Origin of the sequence: Paenibacillus sp. UMB7766-LJ446, assembly GCF_030226665.1 — a bacterium.
Taxonomy (GTDB): domain Bacteria; phylum Bacillota; class Bacilli; order Paenibacillales; family Paenibacillaceae; genus Paenibacillus; species Paenibacillus vandeheii.
Genome location: NZ_JASOYM010000019.1, coordinates 73,678 through 94,665, shown reverse-complemented (window position 1 = coordinate 94,665; position 20,988 = coordinate 73,678). Strand labels below are relative to the sequence as shown.

General features: G+C 39.6%; 21 protein-coding genes. 18 read left to right on the top strand and 3 right to left on the bottom strand.

Going from position 1 to position 20,988, the window contains the following annotated elements; translation table 11 throughout:
• The first annotated feature begins 53 nt into the window (after positions 1 to 53).
• From QP794_RS30845 to QP794_RS30780, 14 genes are all read left to right on the top strand, one after another.
• On the top strand, positions 54 to 461 hold the full coding sequence (locus QP794_RS30845; protein ID WP_053779525.1) for a TIGR03826 family flagellar region protein: 408 nt from the start codon (positions 54 to 56) through the stop codon (positions 459 to 461).
• Positions 462 to 731: 270 nt separating this feature from the next.
• On the top strand, positions 732 to 1,016 hold the full coding sequence (gene flgM / locus QP794_RS30840; protein WP_053779526.1) for a flagellar biosynthesis anti-sigma factor FlgM: 285 nt from the start codon (positions 732 to 734) through the stop codon (positions 1,014 to 1,016).
• Between the two features lie 11 nt (positions 1,017 to 1,027).
• Positions 1,028 to 1,531, top strand: coding sequence for a flagellar protein FlgN (locus QP794_RS30835; protein ID WP_072733605.1), 504 nt, complete (start codon positions 1,028 to 1,030; stop codon positions 1,529 to 1,531).
• A 19-nt stretch (positions 1,532 to 1,550) separates the two neighbouring features.
• Positions 1,551 to 3,107 carry a flagellar hook-associated protein FlgK gene (gene flgK, locus QP794_RS30830; protein WP_285080598.1) on the top strand — a complete coding sequence of 519 codons (1,557 nt, stop codon included), beginning with the start codon at positions 1,551 to 1,553 and terminating at the stop codon, positions 3,105 to 3,107.
• A 24-nt stretch (positions 3,108 to 3,131) separates the two neighbouring features.
• Positions 3,132 to 4,052 carry a flagellar hook-associated protein FlgL gene (flgL, locus tag QP794_RS30825; protein ID WP_285080597.1) on the top strand — a complete coding sequence of 307 codons (921 nt, stop codon included), beginning with the start codon at positions 3,132 to 3,134 and terminating at the stop codon, positions 4,050 to 4,052.
• Positions 4,053 to 4,068: 16 nt separating this feature from the next.
• Complete coding sequence (locus QP794_RS30820; RefSeq protein ID WP_094939482.1) at positions 4,069 to 4,638, top strand: DUF6470 family protein; 570 nt, start codon at positions 4,069 to 4,071, stop codon at positions 4,636 to 4,638.
• 103 nt (positions 4,639 to 4,741) lie between these two features.
• A complete protein-coding gene (gene fliW / locus QP794_RS30815) occupies positions 4,742 to 5,170 on the top strand; it encodes a flagellar assembly protein FliW (protein WP_285080596.1) in 429 nt (142 codons plus the stop codon).
• Position 5,171: 1 nt separating this feature from the next.
• Complete coding sequence (gene csrA, locus QP794_RS30810) at positions 5,172 to 5,417, top strand: carbon storage regulator CsrA (protein ID WP_285080595.1); 246 nt, start codon at positions 5,172 to 5,174, stop codon at positions 5,415 to 5,417.
• A gap of 145 nt (positions 5,418 to 5,562) precedes the next feature.
• Positions 5,563 to 7,317 carry a flagellin N-terminal helical domain-containing protein gene (locus QP794_RS30805; RefSeq protein WP_285080594.1) on the top strand — a complete coding sequence of 585 codons (1,755 nt, stop codon included), beginning with the start codon at positions 5,563 to 5,565 and terminating at the stop codon, positions 7,315 to 7,317.
• Between the two features lie 135 nt (positions 7,318 to 7,452).
• Positions 7,453 to 7,839, top strand: a complete 387-nt coding sequence (locus QP794_RS30800) for a flagellar protein FlaG (protein ID WP_285080593.1) — start codon at positions 7,453 to 7,455, stop codon at positions 7,837 to 7,839.
• 17 nt (positions 7,840 to 7,856) lie between these two features.
• Positions 7,857 to 9,737 (top strand): flagellar filament capping protein FliD, encoded by a 1,881-nt coding sequence (fliD, locus tag QP794_RS30795; protein WP_285080592.1) that lies wholly within the window; start codon positions 7,857 to 7,859, stop codon positions 9,735 to 9,737.
• Positions 9,738 to 9,754: 17 nt separating this feature from the next.
• Positions 9,755 to 10,165: a flagellar export chaperone FliS gene (fliS, locus tag QP794_RS30790; protein ID WP_285080590.1), complete on the top strand. Its 411-nt coding sequence runs from the start codon at positions 9,755 to 9,757 to the stop codon at positions 10,163 to 10,165.
• On the top strand, positions 10,158 to 10,499 hold the full coding sequence (locus tag QP794_RS30785) for a flagellar protein FliT (protein WP_094939476.1): 342 nt from the start codon (positions 10,158 to 10,160) through the stop codon (positions 10,497 to 10,499). Before fliS ends, QP794_RS30785 begins: the two co-directional genes overlap by 8 nt.
• Positions 10,500 to 10,664: 165 nt before the next feature.
• Complete coding sequence (locus QP794_RS30780; protein ID WP_285080589.1) at positions 10,665 to 11,777, top strand: hypothetical protein; 1,113 nt, start codon at positions 10,665 to 10,667, stop codon at positions 11,775 to 11,777.
• Positions 11,778 to 12,072: 295 nt separating this feature from the next.
• Here QP794_RS30780 and QP794_RS30775 read toward each other — a convergent pair whose 3' ends face one another.
• The 3 genes from QP794_RS30775 to QP794_RS30765 all read right to left on the bottom strand — a co-directional run bounded on the left by QP794_RS30775 (position 12,073) and on the right by QP794_RS30765 (position 13,182).
• On the bottom strand, positions 12,073 to 12,267 hold the full coding sequence (locus QP794_RS30775; protein ID WP_285080587.1) for a hypothetical protein: 195 nt from the start codon (positions 12,265 to 12,267) through the stop codon (positions 12,073 to 12,075).
• Positions 12,268 to 12,311: 44 nt separating this feature from the next.
• Positions 12,312 to 12,596, bottom strand: a complete 285-nt coding sequence (locus tag QP794_RS30770) for a hypothetical protein (RefSeq protein WP_285080586.1) — start codon at positions 12,594 to 12,596, stop codon at positions 12,312 to 12,314.
• 427 nt (positions 12,597 to 13,023) lie between these two features.
• Positions 13,024 to 13,182 carry a hypothetical protein gene (locus QP794_RS30765; protein ID WP_285080585.1) on the bottom strand — a complete coding sequence of 53 codons (159 nt, stop codon included), beginning with the start codon at positions 13,180 to 13,182 and terminating at the stop codon, positions 13,024 to 13,026.
• A gap of 483 nt (positions 13,183 to 13,665) precedes the next feature.
• On the opposite strand from QP794_RS30765, the gene QP794_RS30760 reads away from it, so the two are divergent.
• From QP794_RS30760 to QP794_RS30745, 4 genes are all read left to right on the top strand, one after another.
• Positions 13,666 to 14,364, top strand: coding sequence for an S-layer homology domain-containing protein (locus QP794_RS30760; RefSeq protein ID WP_285080584.1), 699 nt, complete (start codon positions 13,666 to 13,668; stop codon positions 14,362 to 14,364).
• A 68-nt stretch (positions 14,365 to 14,432) separates the two neighbouring features.
• Entirely contained in the window at positions 14,433 to 17,363 is a 2,931-nt protein-coding gene (locus tag QP794_RS30755) for a glycosyltransferase (RefSeq protein WP_285080583.1), read from the top strand.
• Positions 17,364 to 17,379: 16 nt separating this feature from the next.
• Positions 17,380 to 18,243 carry a hypothetical protein gene (locus QP794_RS30750; protein ID WP_285080582.1) on the top strand — a complete coding sequence of 288 codons (864 nt, stop codon included), beginning with the start codon at positions 17,380 to 17,382 and terminating at the stop codon, positions 18,241 to 18,243.
• Complete coding sequence (locus tag QP794_RS30745) at positions 18,233 to 20,980, top strand: glycosyltransferase (protein WP_285080581.1); 2,748 nt, start codon at positions 18,233 to 18,235, stop codon at positions 20,978 to 20,980. Before QP794_RS30750 ends, QP794_RS30745 begins: the two co-directional genes overlap by 11 nt.
• Positions 20,981 to 20,988 lie beyond the last annotated feature (8 nt).

The following is a 20,988-nucleotide window of genomic DNA, read 5'->3' as shown; positions in this document are numbered from 1 at the left end:
ATGTATAGTTATTATCCATTCGGAAAAGGAAGTTTGAGAGGGGCGTTTTAACAATGAATCTGGGTAATTGTCCGCGTTGTGGCAAATTATATGCGTTGAATTTTCGGGATGTATGCTCGAATTGTATCAAGGAAATTGAACTGGAATACCAGACTTGTGTGGAATATCTACGCGAAAACAAAGGCACTAACATACAGGAACTATCTGATGCAACAGAAGTTTCAATTAAAAATATTACCAAGTTCATTCGTGAGGGACGGATTTCCATCGAAAACGCTCCAAATATGATGTATCCTTGTGAAGTATGTGGAACCCTGATTCGTGAGGGCCATATGTGTGACTCTTGCCGGAATCGTTTGACCAAAGATTTGGCTGGAGCGGCCCGAGAAGTAGGTCAGAAGGATAACGGCAGCATAGGCGGACGAACCTATAATGCTGTCGACAAACTACGGGATCTATAGGAACGAGGGCTTAAATACAAGTTTTGCTATAACAAATGTTTTGGAACGTACCGATAAACTTATTAAAGATTATCGGTTTTTTTTATTATCCTAATCGTTCGACAACATAAAGATAATGTAAGAAGAAACATTGATCGACGTAGATTCAAGGGAGACAGACCGCAGTTCAGCAGTAGTTTTTCTTGCGATTATAGAATCCTTCAGCTTCGCTGAAAACGTATGAATTCTATAATCTAATAAAATCCTAAGGTGGAAGGAAGTGCAATTCGTATGAAAATCAATGAACCGAGTAGAATTGGTGCAATCAATTCATATCAGAGGAACGTTGAATCCAATCAGCAGGCTGATGCCAAAAAGAGCCGCCGTAAGGACGAGGTATCCATTTCTCCGGAGGCGATGAAGATGCTTGAGGAACAAGGTCGTACACAGGATGCAGGACGTATACAACGGATACAGGAACTGAAAGAGCAGGTAAGTTCGGGAACTTACCAAGTGGACAGCAGCAAGCTTGCTGACAAGTTACTGCCGTACTTTAAGTCTTTTGATAAGGAATAGGTGATCACGTAATGGCAGCACTGGACAGATTAATTGCAGTTTTGCAGCAAATGGAACAAAGTCACCGCGAGATGCTGGCTCTCAGCGAGATCAAGAGACAGGTCATTGTCAAAAACGATGTGGATCAACTCATTGCTGTAATGAATAAGGAATCCAAATTTATGAAACAGCAGGAGCCACTTGAGAGCGAACGATTGAGTGCAGTACATGAACTGCTTCAGGAGCGGGGTATCAAGTCGATGCTTAACCTGAATATCACAGAGATCTCCAAGCTGATCTTTGATCCGGCTGATAAACAGCGATTGCTTGAAGTCCAGAAGAAGCTAGCGGGAACATTGCAGGAATTGAAAGAAATTAATCAATTGAATCAAAAACTGATCGAGCAATCATTGATGTTTATTGATCTCTCAATGGACATATTTGCTTCTCGGCCGGAACAGGATGCCACATATCAGCATCCTGCTGATAAGAACGGTAATCCAGGGCGAATCGGTCTTTTTGATACACGTGCCTGATTAATTAGGGGGAAACAAGGTGACATCTACTTTTCATTCAATCGAAACCGCTAAACGCAGCTTGTTCACACAGACGACAGCGCTTAGCACAACAGGACATAACGTGGCGAATGCAAACACGGAAGGGTACTCCCGCCAGAAGGTAAACATGCAGGCGTCCATTCCGATGGAGCCATTTGCGTTTTTGCATAGTACAACACCAGGACAACTCGGAACAGGGGTGGAGTTTGACTCCATTACCCGTGTGCGTGAGAAATTCTTGGACGACCAATTCCGAAATGAAAACACTAACTTCGGGAGTTGGTCCATTCAGCGAGATACGCTGGAGAAACTCGAAGCCATTGTGAATGAACCATCCGACACCGGATTTCGGACGGTAATGGATAACTTCTACAAATCCTGGTCGGATCTGAGCAAAAATCCAGAGGATGTTACTGCTCGTCGTATCGTGAAAGAAACGACTCTGGCACTTACAGATGCGATGAATCAGATTAGCCGCCAACTGGACAATCTTAGTAAAGATTTGGATAACAATATCGAAGTTAAAGCTAATGAAATTCAGGGCTATCTTGGTAATATCGCTAATCTTAACAGCGCTATTGTTAAGGTCGAATCGCTAGGCGATAATGCCAACGATTTGCGTGACCAACGGGATTTGATGGCGGACAAATTGTCTAAGATAATGAACGTTACTGTAACGGATTCTCCGCAAGGATACTCCGTTCAGATGAACGGACAAGCGCTGGTTACAGGTGGTGCTGTGCAAGCAACGGTAGATTCTGCTTTTCTGAATACGGCTTACACTGCGGGCGATCTTACCAATGGTGAAGTCCACGGTATGATTAAGTCCAGAGACACCTTGGTGAGTGATTATCAGAAACAGATGAATGAACTGGCCAACACGCTTGCTAATGGTGATATTGAAATCACGATTCCAGCGGGCTCTGTCTTGCCGGATAACACCGTCCTGGACGGTGTTACATACACAGGTACATCGCGTACACTAACTGCGGATCTAAAGGTTACGGTTAAAGGCTTGAATGGTCTGCATCAGCTTGGGTACAGCATGGACGGCACCAATTCACCAGGAGTACCTTTCTTTACAGCAGCTGGTGGTGGAACCACGATTACAGCTGGGAATATCTCATTGAACGCCGAAATTCTGGCTGATCCCAATAAGATTGCAACTTCTCTGCGTACAGTTACTGATGCTTCCGGAGCAGAGACTGTGGTTAAAGGGAATAACACCCTAGCACTTTTACTTGCTAATCTGAAGGATACCCCTATGAAATCCTCGGATGGATTGCGTAATGCAACCATTGGTGCACAATTCAGTGCAATCGTAGGTCAACTGGGGGTTCAGTCTCAAGAAGCTGCACGTCAGACGTCTAACTCTGAGTTTCTTGTGGAGCAAGTAGACACGCGTCGTCAATCGGTAAGTGGTGTATCGTTGGATGAAGAGATGTCAAATATGATCAAGTTCCAGCATGCATATAACGCATCTGCTCGATTTATGACCACATATGATGAATTACTTGATAAGTTGATTAATTCTACTGGGACAGTAGGTAGATAATAGAAAGGAGTGACTTAACAGACCATGAGAATAACCAATAATATGCTCAGTTCACAGTTGCTTTTGAACCTGAACCGGAATGCCCAACAGATGAATAACACTCAGACCCAACTCGCGACAGGTCGTAAAATTAACAAGCCCTCTGACGATCCAGTAGGAATAACATACTCCCTTCGTTATCGAGCAGAGCTTTCATCTAATGAGCAGTATCAGAAAAACGTAGACAGTGCTATATCCTGGCTGGAATTTAACGATACCGTTATGAACCAAGCTGGGGAAGTCGTTCAGCGTCTACGTGAATTGACGGTGAAGGGTTCAACAGGAACTAACCCTCAGTCAGCACTCGATAGTATTAATGAAGAAGTGAAACAGCTCAAGGAGCAGTTGATTGATATTTCTAACAGCAAGCTAAACGGTAAATATATCTTCAATGGTGAAACCTATGATGTGAAGCCATATGATTTTTCTGCTAATCCAGATGGATCTTTCGACACATCCAATGCTGCCTCCGTTTTAACGGACAAAGGTAAAATCAATTTTATTGTTGGTGAAAGCGTACAACTGCCTATTAACGTCAATGGCAATGAGGTATTTGGCAATGAAACGGAAGAGGATAATTTGTTCGTAACAGTTAACAACATTATGAAGGCTTTAACAGACGGGAACATTGAAGAATTATCGAAGCAATTGGATAACATAGATAGCCGTATGGACAAAATGCTGGCGATCCGTTCCGAACTTGGTGCCAAAACGAATCGTGTTGATCTAATGATGGGGCGTCTCGATGATCTCAATATCAATTTGACAGATTTACAAGCCAAAGTTGAGGATGCAGACTATGCTGAACTGGCGATGAAATCCAAAATACAGGAAAATATCTATAACGCTTCTTTGTCTGCTGGTGCCAAAATCATTTCTCCATCTCTGGTAGACTTCCTGAGATAAAGAGGAGGAGTAATTAGTGAAGACTCTTCCTGTCGTTCAGATTCGAACAACGCCATCTATTCTCAATATTGATGCTGACCCTGGTCAGTACTCTATTCGCCAGCCTAAGGCAGAAGTGCAGCTAAACACCAGACCTGCCAAGCTAACGGTAGAGAGTCATCCAATCACGCTTCATGTAGATCAGAGCAAGGCTTTCTCAGCTTACAATGGCGGGAATATGATTGATATGAATGCGCGAATATATTCGGGAATACAGCAACAGTTCTTGCAAAACATAGCTGAACGTGTTCAACAGGGGAATCAATTGGCAGCGATTCATAAGCCGGGTAATACGATTGCAAATATAGTAGGCATGAACTGGCAACCACAGCCTTTCCCTGAAACGCGCACTCCGGCTTCTTTTGATAATGTTGATACACGTGTTGATACAAGGCCACCGGATATTAACTTTCAACCTGCCGTTTCTGAAATGAACGTCATCGTTAATAAACCGGAGATTGAGTATCAACGGGGTAAGCTTGATATTTATGTGAAGCAATATGCATCAGTTCAATATACTCCACCTGACATAGATGTTGGGTTGTAAGTTATAATGTAGAGCTATAGACGGGTCTCGATGCAGCCATCTATGGCTCTTTTCGTATAAATTCTTCGCCAAGGAGGCGTTTACCATTCAGATTCAGACAAGTATGTGGGGAGAACTAGAGGTCAAAGAGGAAGATATCTATCTATTTCCAAAAGGTTTACCCGGATTTGAAGATGAGACGAAATATGCGTTAATTCCATGGGAGGAGACTCCGTTCAGTTATTTACAGTCTGTACATGAACCGGGTCTATCTTTCTTGTTGGTTAGTCCATTTATGTTTGTACCCGATTATAGTTTTGAATTGGGGGAAGTTGATAAGGAAGAGTTGGGAATTAAGGAGCAAGTGTCGGTGTACTCCATGGTGACCATCCATTCTGAAACGAATAAATCCACCATGAACTTGTTGGCTCCTGTTGTGCTTAACCCGGATCAACATTTAGGGAAACAAGTTGTACTCCACCATTCCAGCTATGAGACACGTCATCTCATCTGGGCAGAAGACGAAGCGAACTCAGTGAAGGGTGGCGTCTGATATGCTGGTATTATCACGTAAAAAAGGTGAATCCATTGTGATTCAAGATCATATTGAAGTCACTGTGCTTGCTGTAGAAGGGGATACCGTACGAATTGGTATTTCTGCTCCTAAGCATATCGATATCTTTCGTCAGGAGATCTACGCATCCATTCAGGAAGCAAATCGGGAGTCTGCAACGCCTCTGGCAGCCAATATTGAAGCGTTTATGGAGCGGTTAAGGAAAACAGATCATAAAAAAGATTAAAAATATTCCAATTTGCTATAAACAGTTGCTCACCTTCCGTCGATATATAATTTAGACGCTGCTTCGGCAGGGCGGCCGACCTTAATGTCGCGGCGTTTACCACATGGATGTGGAACTAATTTATTTTCAGGGAGGAAATACTCTAATGATTATCAACCATAATATCGCGGCATTGAACACACACCGTCAACTGTCTGCAAACACTGCTAACACTAACAAAAATATCGAAAAATTGTCTTCCGGTCTTCGCATCAACCGTGCTGGTGACGATGCTGCAGGTCTGGCAATTTCCGAAAAAATGCGCGGTCAAATCCGCGGTTTGGACCAAGCTTCCCGTAATGCTCAAGATGGTATCTCTTTGATCCAAACAGCTGAGGGTGCTTTGAATGAAACTCACTCCATCCTGCAACGTCAACGTGAGATTGCTAACCAATCCGCTAACGGAACAAACACAGATTCCGATCGTCAAGCTTTGCAAGACGAAATGAACCAATTGACTTCCGAAATCAACCGTATCGGTAACACAACTGAGTTCAATACTCAGAAATTGTTGCAAGGTGATGGAAAAGCAACATTGCCAGGCACTAACGGTGCTGTTACTGATGCTCTTGTAGGTGTTGGAACAGCTGGTGCAGCTGGAACTGCTGGTACAGTGGTAGTAGGAGCAACAAATCATACTCAAGCTACCCAAGCAACAACTGTGGCCGCTGAGGCTGCGGCAGGTAATACAGCAACGTTCGTAGTTAATGGTCAAGAATTGAAAGTAACCTTTGCTGCATCTGGTTCAAATGGTGGGGTAGCAGGCGACCGTAAAGCATACGATGTAACAGGTAACTCTGCTACAATTACTTTGGATGCAACAGGAGTGAATAATACTGTAGCCTCAGCAGCGGCAGACATTGAAAAAGCTTTAAAAGCAATGATCGAGAAGAATGATGTACTTAAAGGGAATGTTTCGACTACTTCTAATGCTACTTCGGTGACACTTACTGCAGTTTCTGAAAATGCTGGAGGTCAACTGTATGGATCTTTAGGTAATATCAGTGCTTCTTCCGGAACTGCAGGATTTATTACGGCTGGTGCTGATGATGTGGGCTCAACAACGTATACACAAGCCTCAGCAAGTATTGGTTTCACAGTTGCCAATGCTGCGGATGCAGCAAAATTAGTGGGTACTGGTTTGACCATTAACGATCAACAAATTGAATTTTATGATGCGACTAAAGGTGCATACACAGGTAAGGCACTGGGTGTTAACATTAGTGGGGCGGCTAATGCAACTGATGTTGTAAAAGCTATTACTAATACACTTAGTAATAAATTGGATGGTGTTAAACTTACTGGAGCGGCAGGGGTCCTTACAGTTACGGCAACTGCTAAAGGGGAAGCTGGTAACGGAATTAAAGTATCTAATGGAGGAGTTCAAAAGAACTTTGAAACTTCTTTCCAAATCGGTGCTAACACTGGCCAATCCATGAGCTTGGCAATCGGAGACATGCGTTCTTCCGCTCTGGGTATCACTGGTAAAGCTGGTGATGCTGGTTTCACAGCTGCCAACACAGTTACTGACGGAACAAACGATGTTAAAGGCGAAGCTGCTTTGAACATCTCCACTAAAGAAGGCGCAGCTGCTGCAATCGCAGTTCTGGATAAAGCAACTGCAACTGTATCCAGCGAACGTTCTAAACTGGGTGCTGTTCAAAACCGTCTGGAGCACACAATCAACAACTTGGGAACAGCTTCTGAGAACCTGACAGCTGCTGAATCCCGTATCCGTGACGTTGACATGGCTAAAGAAATGATGAGCCAAACGAAAAACAACATTTTGGCTCAAGCAGCTCAAGCAATGTTGGCGCAAGCAAACCAACAGCCACAAGGCGTTCTGCAATTGCTTCGTTAATTTTATCAGGCTCTATACTAAACCTTGGATCTTTGATCCAAGGTTTTTTTGTTGGATTTTACATATTTCCTAAAGCTGGGGACTTGCTTGACCGATATATATTATAAATGCGAACATGTTGGAGGTCGTTTAAGGGTGAACATTCAATTTTCTTTATCTGCTGCCTCATCTGTAAGTAGTGCTGGGCTTGAGGTACAGAACCCGGCAAGCGCTTCACAAGCGGGACCAGAAACAACTAACATCAAGACAGCCAAAGAAGCTTATAACAAGGAAAAACAAGGTATGCACTTATCGATCGGGGAAGAGCAGTTGATTCGTAATATCGATCGTGCAGTCAAGGCTCTACAGGGGCCGGAGACTACGCTGGACATCAGCATTCATGAGAAGACACATGAGATCATGGTCAAAGTTCTGAACAAGGATACAGGAGAATTAATCCGTGAGGTTCCTCCAGAGAAGACGCTGGATCTGGTAGCCAAGATGATGGAAATTGCAGGGATACTCGTTGATGAAAAAATATAATTGGTGGAGGTGCTGATGTGGTTACACGTATTAATGGATTTTCCGGAATGGATATCGAAAGTATGGTCAAAAGTATGATGGCAACAAAGCGCGTACCTTTGGACAAACTTAACCAGGAAAAACAACTTTTGCAGTGGCAACGGGAAAGTTACCGTGAATTAAGCAGTAAATTATATGATTTCAGATCCAATAAGTTAATTACAAAATATGGAAGTTCTACAGCGTTGAACGCGAATAAAGCAACAGTTACAGGAAACACCGATGCGGTCAAAGCAGAAGCATCTGCAACGGCTAACGGAGTTGAAATGAAGGTAAGTGTCACCCAACTCGCTAAAAGTGCAACGGTGTCCACGTCTGGTTTGGGACAAGGTGTAAGTGGTTCTACGTCATTAGCAGCCCTTGAGGGTGTAGACTTATCCAAGATGGGTTCGGCAGATATGGCGAAGTATCTGCAAAAGGGTTTTGATATAAAAATTAATGGTGTAAGCTTTACTGATAAAGATGGGAAGTCCTTATTTAATGGAATGACATCGATCTCTACGCTGGTATCTACAATTAATACGAATACTCAGGCGAATGCTATCGCGAGTTATGATGAAATTACAGGTAAGTTATCAATAGCTTCGAAAACAGGCGGACTGGATAGTAAAGTAATTGTTGAAACCCCCACAGGTGGAAACTCCGTTTTGGCACTATTTTCTAAAAAAACAGTGATTGAAACAAATGGTGCAGGTACAGGGGTTACCGATGATAAAACACTGGCTGATCTGTACAAGCTAAGTGGTGGTAAAGATCCGGAATCGGGTGCGCCTGCGAAAACATACAGCTTTGTTTTGAATGGGAAGACTTTTAATTTCAGTGAAACGGATAAAATATCAGATGTAGTAGATAAAATAAATTCTGGTGACGCCAAGGCAACAGCAAGCTTTGCAGACGGGAAGTTAACTATTACTGCTTTGTCAGGTGAAGAGTTGAAGATGAGCGGTGGTTCCTACGATTTTATGAATTTGTTTAAAGGAACCAAATCTTATGAGGATGTGACAGGTCAACTTACATCTACAGCAGGACAAGATGCCATAGTAAGTGTGAATGATGAACCCTTAAAAGATATCAAGAGCAACACGTTCTCTCTTAATGGAGTACAAATTACCTTGATGGATGTAACGACGAAAAATGGAGTAGATACTCCAACCATCATTAAAAATCAAAGTGACCCAGACAAAGCTTTGGAATCCATCAAAGGGTTTATTGAAGATTACAATACATTGATCAAAGCTCTGAATTCAAAGGTTGAAGAGACGAAGTATCGTGATTTCAAACCATTGACAGATGAGCAAAAAAAAGAACTGAAGGAATCTGAGATTGATACCTGGACTGAGAAAGCAAAGAGCGGTTTGCTTAAAAATGATGATATCATTAAATCCGTATTGTCCGAGATGCGTGCAGTAATTACGGAGAAACTTGGTCCTCTAAGTGCTTTGGGGATTACAACAGGTAACTATTCGGAAAATGGTAAACTGGTTATTGAGAACGAAACAAAATTGAAGAATATGATTAGTTCCAATCCACAACTTGCATTGGATCTGTTTCAAGGTCCTGCCAGCGCTCCAAATGAAGGTATATTCGACAAATTGGCAGATAAGGTATCTAATGCGATTGAGAAAGTCTATCAGCGTGCAGGTACCAACAGATATACAACTGATATAACCAGTGCTTTTCGTGATGAGAACATCATGGGTCGTAAAATGAAAGATTATAATAATCGAATTCTGACGATGCAAACGAACTTGCAAAGAACGGAAGACAGATACTATAAACAATTTGCTGCGATGGAAGCAGCGATGAACAAGATGCAAACACAGTCGTCCAGCCTCTTTTCCAGTTTGGGACAATCTTAATATAAAGGGTGAGACTTTTGATTACATCTCCTTATGATAAATACCGCCAATCTTCGGTCCAGACATCAAACCCGGCGCAATTGGTCATTATGTTGTATGATGGGGCAATCCGTTTTGTAAAGACAGCTATAGACGGTTTAGCACAAAATGACAATGAGAAGACAAGCTTGAATTTGGGGAAAGCCCAAACCATTATCAGTGAGTTGATGAGCACGTTAGATCGTTCTTATGATATCTCCAAAAACTTGCATTCGCTCTACGAGTATACTAACTATTTGCTTGTAGAAGCTAACATTCGTAAAGATGCAGCTAAAGCCGAAGAGGCAGTGGGTTATCTGACGGATCTTCGTGAAACGTGGCTGCAAGCATCCAAAATTGCTGCAGGGCAGGAAGCACCGCCTGTTTCTACGGAAAGTGCTCATGGATAGATTGACGTATATGACTCAGCTGCAGCAGCTAACGAGCACTATTATGGAAGAGTTATATGAAGCCGATTATGAGAAGCTTGAAGCTTTTGTTGAGGAACGTCAGTTTATTATTGACGGACTCGTGGAGCAGTTCTCATCACGGTCTGCAAGTTTATCTGAGAAGATGGAGATCGAGCAACTTCTGGGCAATGATAACGAGATTGTAGCGCGTATGAACGTTCTTCGATTGGAAGCCCAGGACTGGCTCCATAAGCGTGGACAGGCCAAGACACAACGAAATGCTTATGAGTCCGGCTATACGCCAGATAGTTTTTTGATGGACAAGAAAAAATAAGAACTTTACAGAAACCTTCATGCATTACTTGACTAAGATTTAGTCAGGATAATCGCAAGAAGGTTTCTTATTATTATTTGTAGATATTTGTTACCGAAAAAAGGTATACACCTATTTTTTTTGAATAACATTATTGTTAATAAAATACATAAAAGGAGAATTGATATGAGGAAAATGTTTTTAGTAGCATCGAAGTGTTTACTGGGCCTCACATTAGTAAGTGGACTGTTTAGTGGAACAACATGGGCAGAATCTAATGGAGAGAGCCTGCAGGCAGTTCAGATTGAGCTACCCAACAATTTATCTAAACTAGAGCTTCCTGATACCGCCTATTCAACTAAAGGAATTGCTAGAGGTAAGAAAATTGAGGTTGATCGTCCTGAGATTTCTATTTTATCTAATTTTAACGTGACGGGGGATCGCATAAGTTTTAGTGACAGTTTAACTGCAGCTGATCCAACAGACTTCTGGTTTTTTAGTGTTCCAACCGATCGCACAATTTTGACTCAGTTACGATCTGCTAACGCTAATTATAGAGTTGATTTGTATTCAATAGATTGGAACACAGGAACTGCAACTCCAACACCATTTTGGGGCAAGGCAGGTGAGATCAAATTTGCAACCGATTTGGCAGCAGGGGATTGGGGACTTCGAGTTACCTCCACAGGTACAGTAGGCGACTCCTATAGTATTCATGCTAACATGGCTAATCCTTCAGTAGTTCCTGATCCAAGTAATCCTTCCAAAACAGCGAAACTCACTTCGTATTCTGAAAACCTAATCTTTGCAGTAATGGAGTATCCTAATGGTGATATTACTGTAAACGGAGAAAAAATTGGGAATACGTCTGCTGTGAGTAATATTAATGCACATCTCGCTTGGGCTAGGGAATACACCTTTACAAACGGAGGAGCACATTCATCCATAAATCATGATGTTGATGATGTAAGGATTAAAAGTGTCACAATTCCATTGAAGTATACGTCTCAATATGCGCAGTCGGACAATGCTGTGTTTATAACTCTAGATAAAGGGACTTTATTTACTTCATTCCGTTCTAATTTTGTTTCTGGTGTTCCCACTTCAAGCTGGAGTACTTTTGATGATGTACAAGGCAGAACGACACCTCGTAGACTTGATGATATTGATATGCTTGGTGATCCAGATCTCTTGGTGTATGATTTGGATAAGAAAAAAGTTATTGATTTTGCGAGTAGCTTGAACTATTGGTATGCAAAGGGGATAGAGGCTTTCCCTTCTGTTGTTTATTATAGATAATTTAGTACTCATTTAAGTAGTTAGAAGCTAATGTTGAAAAATAATGATCTAAATAAAAAGAAGCTCATCGTAGGATGAGCTTCTTTTTATATTTATACTTTAGTTAAAGTTAGATTACGTTACACGCTATCGTTTTCGTATCTAAATCCAAAATCAGGTCTCCGAACCACAACTTGTTACAAATGCAACACCACCCTGATATGGGCTTGTTAATTATTAAAACTCCAGTGCATCTTCAACATCGATTCCGTAAAGTTTAATCATTCTTTTTAATTCAATGACGCACCGACTTTGTCTAATAGATTGTAATCAGATAAATCTGTTCATCTTCTTCGAGATAGTGAAAGGATAGCGAGCGCGAACCGTATTTGTAGATCATGTCATATCCGCCTTCTGCTTCATTTAAATATTCTTTCTGTGGTTTACCTAGCCATAACTTCACCGTTTCAGGATAGAGATTACGTTGCTCTGCGAACAGGTTGAAGACCATGATTCTCGATCTGTTATCCAGTTCGTGCAGGTAAGAGTCAAAGCCTATCGCGAATAAACATAATATGCTCCCCATTCGCCTTTCTCTCTAAATTTAGCCTTTTTCAATGTGTTGAGCATAGATTTGTGGGTCATACCCAGCTTGATATTGGGCTGATTCGGGAGAATCCCCTTCATTGCAGAGTTCTTCAAGCTTTCGAGATAGGCGCGATCTCCGATTCCTGAGTTAGGCCATGTTGGCTGATCAAAATTAAGATAACGAGTGTCAGTTAAACGCAATTCTAATTTACTAATGTTGAGTTTAAAGGTTTCTATTTCATATTTAAACACGGTGTTATTGTAGAACTTGAACTGACCCGTGCGTCAGACAACATCTGTATGCCGCTATCGCGACCAGCAGGATAGAAATTATTTATTTTTTTGCCTTTGTTATCTACGAATTTCAACGGTTGTAATACACCTGAGCGAATAATAAACGGTTTAGCCAAATTAAAGTTAGATGATCCCCACTCCGTGATGAACAGCATATCTGGTGTAAGTTTTTCCTTACTCTTAATGGTGTAATGCCAGGTTTGTGGTAAGGTAATAGAATGAAGGTCAAGGTCCGCGAACTGAACTGTGCCGTAGGTGGCTCCTTTTTTTAATAATGCTGCGCGATAAGTGCCTGTATATGTAGGGTCACCAGGGTTGTTATTGGTCCATAAGTCTTCTTCCGTTAGAGTTGAGATTTCTTCATCTTGAGCAAAAATAAGACTGTTTATGGCGTTTGGTACGCATCACGAAGTGTGAAGGATAACCGACTGATTTCTTTTAATTCCTCTGCAGGTATTCGATCCCCTTGAGCATCTGCATGATTGGATTGGGCCAATACAATATCCCGGAAAAAAGGATAGGTAGTAGAATAATAGCAATCCAATTTTGCTTCCGAAGTGAGTGAATCATTTCTGAAATCTCCCCTTGTTAAATGAAATATTACTACCCTGTGACGTTCTAGACTACGATTTTTGGGCGTGCCTAACTGACATGTTATATCTCGAATAACACTTGAGTCAAGAGATGGATGTCTGCGCAGAGCACGTGGCTGGTACTAAATTCTGATTTAAGAAGGAAATGATAGGTTTTAAAAACTTATTAAATGCAATTCTAATCAATTGGAAAAGAACAACGGGCTATTTAGGGAAAATACTTAAATTAATTTTCTATGGCATTTTTTTGCTGGTAGGGCTTGCTTGGAAACGAATTAACTCTTATTGGAAATTGAAAAATCTTAAAAAAACCTTATAATTTTTGTAATTAAATAGAATTTTAATTATGTTTTTTACAGGAATATTATAGGTCAATATGATATTATAATCATGGTGTTTCCATAAACATACATAGTAGAATCTGGGAGGATGGCATGTTGCAAAGAAAAAAGGATAAAATCACGAAATATGTTCTTTCATCAACTCTATTGGCGACTTCTTTCGCCGGGCAAGCATCTGTTTATGCTGCAGATGAAAAAGTAGCACCTGATGCAACTCAGGCTATAGTTAAAGAACTCATGGATAAGGGTGTCTTAACGGGTAACCAAAATGGAGATATGAATCTGGACGGAAAACTAACTCGGATTCAAGTAGCGGCTATCTTAGCTAGATCTTTAAATCTTAAATTGTCAGATAGTCCTAGCATTAGTTTCAGGGATGTAAGTTCTGATAGTTGGGGACTGAAGTATATTGACGCTCTGGAGAAACTTGGAGTAATCACAGGCTCCTCTGGTAAATTCAGACCTAATGACGTAATCACTAAAGAAGAGTTAGCAGTAATTTTGGTTCGTGTTACTCAAACAAGCATTGTTGGAAAAGGTGACAATCTTACTTTCTCGGATAAAGAAAGTGTTAGTTCATGGGCTAGAGCTTATGTCCAAGCAGCAATCGATGCTAAGTTGCTATCTGCTGATAATGGCCAGTTCAATCCGAAAAAACAGGTGACTCGTAAAGAAGTAGCAATCTTCACAGATAGTTTCATAAAAAGTGAAAAATATGAAACTTACAAACAATCCGCTAATGATCTGTTAGACAAAGGCGGAAAAATCTCCAACAGCGATCCGTCTATTTAATTTAATCACCCCAAAGTTGCTACAATGTGTAGCGACTTTGGGGTGATCCTGAAATATAGGGGGAACATATGTTTATTTCTGCTTGTATACTTACAAAGAATAACGAAGATACAATAGGTCTGGCTATAAGTAGTTTGAAAAATCATGTAGACAGAGTAATTGTTGCAGATACAGGTTCGGATGATTCTACGGTTTTAATTGCTTCAGAACTAGGAGCAGAAATTCATTCTTTTTCTTGGTGTGATGATTTTTCGAAAGCAAGAAATTTTTGCCTTCAATTAGTCCGAAATGATAACTGGGTTTTATGGTTAGATTCAGATGAAGAATTTGTCTGGTCAAATGACGTTAGTTTTAAAGGTTGGTTACAAGAAAAGTTCTTTAATTCCACGGATGTACTTTTGCTTGAAGTAAGACATATACGAACTGGAGAGCCACAGGAAGTGATGGCTCTTACTCATGCAGAAAGATTGTTTTCACCAATGTTCTTTCGGTATACAGGAAGCGTACATGAAAATATAACTTGTGTTTCAGAAGATGGTTTTCAGAAAACAATTCAATACTGTCCATATGCTTGGATAATACATTCTGGATACTCCCCCGAATTTCAAGAGCCAAAGCATCAAAGAAATATGGCATTTTTAAAAAATGAATTAACTGAGAACCCCTCTAATCCATTAACTTTCAGATACATAGCCAATGAGGCTTATAATTTTGGTGATTACAATCAGAGTCTCCTGAACGCTTCAAAGGCCTTGGAGTTGATCCCATTAACTGGAACATACAGTAGGGCACAATCCTACTTTTATAGTATCATGTCCAACGTACACCTAAACAAAACAAATGAAGCTCAGGAAATGATAGAACGTTGTGTTGCTGAACTCCCTCATTACTCGGACCCGTATTGTATTGCTGGAGAATTATGCTTTAGTCAGTCGCTTTGGGAAGAAGCTCTAAAATGGTATGACGCATGGTTTGATTCAGTAAATCAGGAAAAAGAAATGTTTCCTGACTATTTTATATCACAAAGAAAACAAATATATAAACGAAGACAAGAGTCGTATAGAAATTTAAATGGGAGTATATCTATGAAAGAGGTAAAGGATATGAATCTGTCAATTTTGATTACTTACCCTGAACTAGAATTTGATTGGGAAGAGTTAATCCTTCACATTAAGGAGAAGCTAAGAGATGTAAATTTTCATATTGGGGTATGGTGTGATCAGAAATTCCAAGTCGATCAAAAGATTAAGTTGTTATGGAGAGAAAATAAAATTCAAACTTTTTATGAAGCGGACTGGCAAAAAACAGTTTCCAGTTTTGTGAAAAAGAATAACACTCAGTACTTATGGAAATGGGAAGCTAACGAACGATTAACATCAGATTTTAACTTAGAAACATTTATCCATCATATTAATAATTATAAAAATGAGGTCGTTATAAATAGATTTTCTGAACGAGTAGGCTGTACGTGGCAGGAAAAACGTATATGGGATGTAAGCCATACAGAATATAACGATTTTCGAGTTGAAATAAACTCCTTGTATAATGGAGATAACTATCACGAAAACATGATTACTTTAGAAAAACCCCTCATGGTCCCGAAGGAGCGACAGAAGGATTATAGTGAGAGAGTCTCAATGGAGTCTGGATTCAATAGAATGTTGACAAACTTTGGGTGTCAGAGATATGAAGAAGTGATTAAACAATCAACTGCTAGTGAAGAGGATTTTTGGATATCCTCTCAATTTTTCAAAGCACTTGCTTATATTTGTCTGGAGCAAATTGATCAAGCAGCAAATATTGTTTATGACATGATCGATAATGATTTAACAGATAAAGATGTCTTTGATTTTATTTATCTACACAGTAAGCTTGCGCAGAATGTAACTGTTGATGAAATGAAAAAGGAGTCAATACAATTATTAACAGACGTGCTTGAATCGAACCCTATTATTGAGACAAAGCACCTAAAGATTCTGGAGACTCATTGGTGGGCCCAGATGGGAGAGCTCTATTGGCAAATAGGTGACGCGGATCAAGCCATTAAGTCCTTTCGTCAAAGTCTGGAAGTTTCTTCGTTTAAAAACTTGGAGTGCGCATATCGTTTAGTCGAGGTAATCCAAATGCAATTCAAAGATGAGGGTATTGATACGATTGTACGAACCATATTAGGGGTGTTCCAAGATTCTCCTAATGGTAAATCAGTTTTAGGACTCATGTTTGAACATTTAAATCTCCAAGATTGGGCTTTATTGTTTAAGAGGGAAGATATCACAACCGCTTTGGATATCTCCGCTATTGAAAAAGATAACTTGGTGAGTATCATTCTACCTGTTTACAATGATACCCAGTACTTGTCAGAAAGCATTAGGAGTATACTCTCGCAAAGTTACGTTAATTTGGAGTTGATTATCATTGATGATGGATCAACTGTTGATGTCAAGAAATATGTTGATAGATATAAATATGATAGTAGAATTAAATACTTTAGAACAAAGAATAATTCAGGAATTCCTAGCGCAATAAATTACGGGATCACTAAAGCTGTTGGATCCATTATGGCATGGACATCAGCTGACAATTTCACTCACTCAAGATGGGTGGAAAAAATGGTTTTAAGACTGGAAAGTGAGCCGACGGCAGTGGCTGCTTACTCTTCATATTATCATGTGGATGAAGATGGAATCATTATTGGTACTAAAAAGGAACCCTACTATAAACTTAATGGATTACAGAATAGTGGGCCTTCATTTTTTTGGAGATCGAACATACTACGTAAGTCAGGGGTTTTTGACGAATCACTATTTGGAATAGAAGATAGAGATTTTGCAATCAGAATTGCATTACAAGGTAAAATTATTTATCATTCCGAACCCCTTTATTACTACAGAATTCATGAAGGATCTCTTTCGTCCAAAATTGAATTGGGCAGTCATGGTGGTTGGAACGAGTTACATGAGAAGTTGAAGAAAAAGTGGATATATCTGAGTTTTGTTTAACCAGGGGGTAAGTTAGTTGATTAATCAAATGATTATCGATGCTATCGGAGATGGACGTTCAAATCAGGAACATTTGGAGATTCAATTAGAAAATTTGAAATCAGTATATAAAAAAAAGACATTCGATATTTTTAAACTAGAAAAGAAAATGGAAGCGGTTCTTGAGAATTTAACCAGCATTGATCTGAAAATTAATGGTTATATGCAGGAATTGCAGATATTACAAGTTCAGATTGACGGTATGGAAATTCCTTTAAATAATGCAAGATCCCAGGTCCCATTCGAAAACGATTATTTAAATAGAAAGAGTTATTATCAAGCAGCATACGAATCTGTTGACCCTGAATGTTTTAACCTAATTGGATTAGAAAATGAAAAGCTTATGAAGGTCATTATCTCATTGGATGGATTGGATTTCCAAATAAAGAGAGCTAGTGAACTAATGGAGGATTTGGCTGAGAGAGAGTATGTATGTTTTCATTTTGAAAGGGATATAGAAAATGATGTTGAGCGCATTTCAAAAAATAACTATGCATATAAGAGCGAAGTTCAACTATTAAGTTGGTTAAAATCAATAGACATCGTACCACTAATATTGGTGAATTCTGTACAGCAAACAGCGTTGCTAGATTTGATTGACAAAAAGTATATTTGGTATGACATATGTAACGATGGCGACTTATTGTGGGGGGAACAAGCAACTTCAAAAATGAAACATTTTGAGTTGCTCGAAGCTGCGGATATGGTTACGTACTCTGATCGAAGGTGGAAGAGATACACGCTCTCAAGAAATGATTCAATGGTATGGAAACCTTGTGAAGGATCCTATGAAGTGTTGACTAAAATGATTTTTGGGGAGTCCTTCAATCATGATAAATAAAAACAGTGCTAAACCATACTCAATCATTCGTCAGGAAATTAACAGTGTGCAAGCAGCTTTACAGCAGATGGAACTTATTAAAGAAAATCAGCAGATGAAACTGGAAAGCTTGAATTCGGAATTTTTAAACCGTGAAATAACGGTTATTGAAAAGAAAGCAGCTATCGAGCAGCTTAATGAAAGAGTGACTACTCAAAATTATGAGTTAGCAAAATATGATTTGTTATATTTTACAGAGTATAACGCGCAGTATAAATATTATAAAACAGTTGTTGAGTCTCCCATATCTGAAGAAGCAATTCAAATAATTAAAATTATACAGAAATATGAATATACTGGGATTGTAGTGTACCCTAATGCTGTACAATGGAATCCAGTACAAAGACCACAGCAAATGATGTTGGATTTGGCTAAGCGAGGATACCTTTGTTTCTTTTGCGATACATCGCAAAGTGTTGACATACATAAGGAGCAAGAGGGGATGTATGTTATATCCAATCAGAGTCATCTGCTTCAAGCGCTACAAACGTATCATGTGTTAGTGTTGAATTCTTGGTTGATGCAAAATGCCTGGATTGAGCATTTGCCTCATAAAACAATTTGGTATGACGTTTTAGATCGGGTTGATTTTTTCTCGTTCTATGATAAAGGTATGTTAGCGGCACATTATCAAAATCTATATGAAGCCGATATTGTTACGTACTCAGCACAAGCCTTATCAGAATATGTCTCTAAACGCAAAGATGCAGTGTATCTACCAAACGCTGTGAATTTTGAAGATTTTGTTATAATAAATCAAAAAAATGATATGCCTGAAGATCTATCACCTTTAATAGATGGAACAAGTAAGATCATTGGTTATTATGGTGCAATTGAAGAATGGTTTGACGTTGAACTCATATCAAAATTGGCGAATCAGAAAAATATTAAAATTATTTTGATTGGTTATTGCGGCCTGACTGAGATCGAATTCCCGGAAAATGTACATCTATTGGGACCAAAACCATATTCAGAACTGAAGCAATATACTACATTTTTTGATGCAATGATTATACCTTTTTTGGTAAATGATCTTACAAATGCGGTTTCCCCTGTAAAGTTTTTTGAATACTGTGCAATAGGTAAACCTATTATTACTACCCCTATTGCGGAAGTATTGCAGTACGAGGGCCCTGGTATCACTTTAGTGAATACGGATGAGTTTGTATCTTTGGAACCCTCGTTTTGGAGAATGGAATCGAACGCATTCCATCACTTGCGCAAGATTGCCCGAGAAAATCAGTGGAACCAAAGAACGTCGACTGTTTTGGATGTTTTAGAGAAAATACCAGCATTTCTACCCGTTCTTGCTAATAGGGTTTATGACAAAACACAAGTTAATGTATTTGCAGCTACATTTTTGGATTACAAAGGAGAAAACTATTATTCAGGTGGAGCGGAACGCTATCTAGTAGACCTTCATGAGGTATGTGAAGATTTGGGGTTGAAACTGAATATTTATCAATATGGACACTTTTCATGGTACCGAAAATACAAGGATATAGATGTCTATAGTTTAGGTCATAAAATGCTTGATATGGATGAATTTACCATGGAAAATCTCTTATCTTTTAGTCGGAGATTTGATTATATGGCTAAAGGGCATTCCATGTTGAATATTTATTCTGCTTTTTTTCAATCCTATCCTAATGTAGCACATCCTAGTATAGGGATTAGTCACGGGGTTGCGTGGGATTCTCCGCATAGCCAGTTTGAGAATGGTACTCAGTTCTGGAATGTTAATGAGAGATATATTCAGAGTGCAGATGATCTGCAAAAAGTTGTATCAGTGGATACTAATACAGCTAATTGGTTCCAAACCGTTTCATATGGCACCTCATTAAAAATAGAAACAATACCTAATTACGTGGATCGAACTGAATTCTTTCCGGTGCAGAGGAAAGAAGATGGGAAAATAAGAATTGTATATCCGCGAAGGCTTTATAGACCACGAGGGTTATATATCACTCTTGATATCGTTGATAACATATTAAATGATTATCCTAATGCAGAGTTTCATTTCGTAGGAAAAGGATTTCCGGAAGACTTGCAAGCAATATATGACAAGATGGAGCAATGGACGGGAAGAATATATTGTTATCATAGTGAACCTGAGGATATGCACGCTGTGTATAAGAAGGCAGATATTGTATTGATCCCCACCCTATACAGTGAAGGTACCAGTCTTTCTTGTTTAGAAGCTTGTGCAACGGGGAATGCAGTAATTGCTACCCGGGTAGGTGGGCTTACAGATATCATTATTGACCATCATAACGGGTTGCTAATTCACCCAGACCAAGCTTCACTTGAGAAAGCTGTAAGAACTTGTTTGGATAACCCTGAACTAATGAAAAAAATTGGTGAGAATGCTATTGAAGTCTCCAAAGCGTTTAATAAAGATATTTGGAAAAAACGTTGGAAAGATGTAGTTAAAGAGTTGCTTCAGGAACAAGGAGTGGAATGGGATTATAATTCAGCAGGTAATTCAAAAAATGAGATAATTGAGATTGTAATCGGTCCAAATGTAAGACAAAGTAAATGGCTTCCATATGTTATACAGTGCTTGAAGCAAGGGATGAAAGTCTTTATAAGATCGGGACAAAAACCGGAGTTGGATCTTAATTTTGCAAGAATACAGTGGCTACCTCTGGATGCTGAAGTTTATTTTGAGCCAGACGTTGTGAAGAAGTTTGTTTAGAGAAAGGG

Coding starts and splice junctions, on each gene's coding strand:
- QP794_RS30845 (WP_053779525.1), top strand. CDS start 54: ATGAATCTGGGTAATTGTCCGCGTTGTGGCAAATTATATGCGTTGAAT.
- flgM (WP_053779526.1), top strand. CDS start 732: ATGAAAATCAATGAACCGAGTAGAATTGGTGCAATCAATTCATATCAG.
- QP794_RS30835 (WP_072733605.1), top strand. CDS start 1,028: ATGGCAGCACTGGACAGATTAATTGCAGTTTTGCAGCAAATGGAACAA.
- flgL (WP_285080597.1), top strand. CDS start 3,132: ATGAGAATAACCAATAATATGCTCAGTTCACAGTTGCTTTTGAACCTG.
- fliW (WP_285080596.1), top strand. CDS start 4,742: ATGTGGGGAGAACTAGAGGTCAAAGAGGAAGATATCTATCTATTTCCA.
- csrA (WP_285080595.1), top strand. CDS start 5,172: ATGCTGGTATTATCACGTAAAAAAGGTGAATCCATTGTGATTCAAGAT.
- QP794_RS30805 (WP_285080594.1), top strand. CDS start 5,563: ATGATTATCAACCATAATATCGCGGCATTGAACACACACCGTCAACTG.
- QP794_RS30785 (WP_094939476.1), top strand. CDS start 10,158: ATGGATAGATTGACGTATATGACTCAGCTGCAGCAGCTAACGAGCACT.
- QP794_RS30780 (WP_285080589.1), top strand. CDS start 10,665: ATGAGGAAAATGTTTTTAGTAGCATCGAAGTGTTTACTGGGCCTCACA.
- QP794_RS30775 (WP_285080587.1), bottom strand. CDS start 12,267: ATGGTCTTCAACCTGTTCGCAGAGCAACGTAATCTCTATCCTGAAACG.
- QP794_RS30760 (WP_285080584.1), top strand. CDS start 13,666: ATGTTGCAAAGAAAAAAGGATAAAATCACGAAATATGTTCTTTCATCA.
- QP794_RS30755 (WP_285080583.1), top strand. CDS start 14,433: ATGTTTATTTCTGCTTGTATACTTACAAAGAATAACGAAGATACAATA.
- QP794_RS30745 (WP_285080581.1), top strand. CDS start 18,233: ATGATAAATAAAAACAGTGCTAAACCATACTCAATCATTCGTCAGGAA.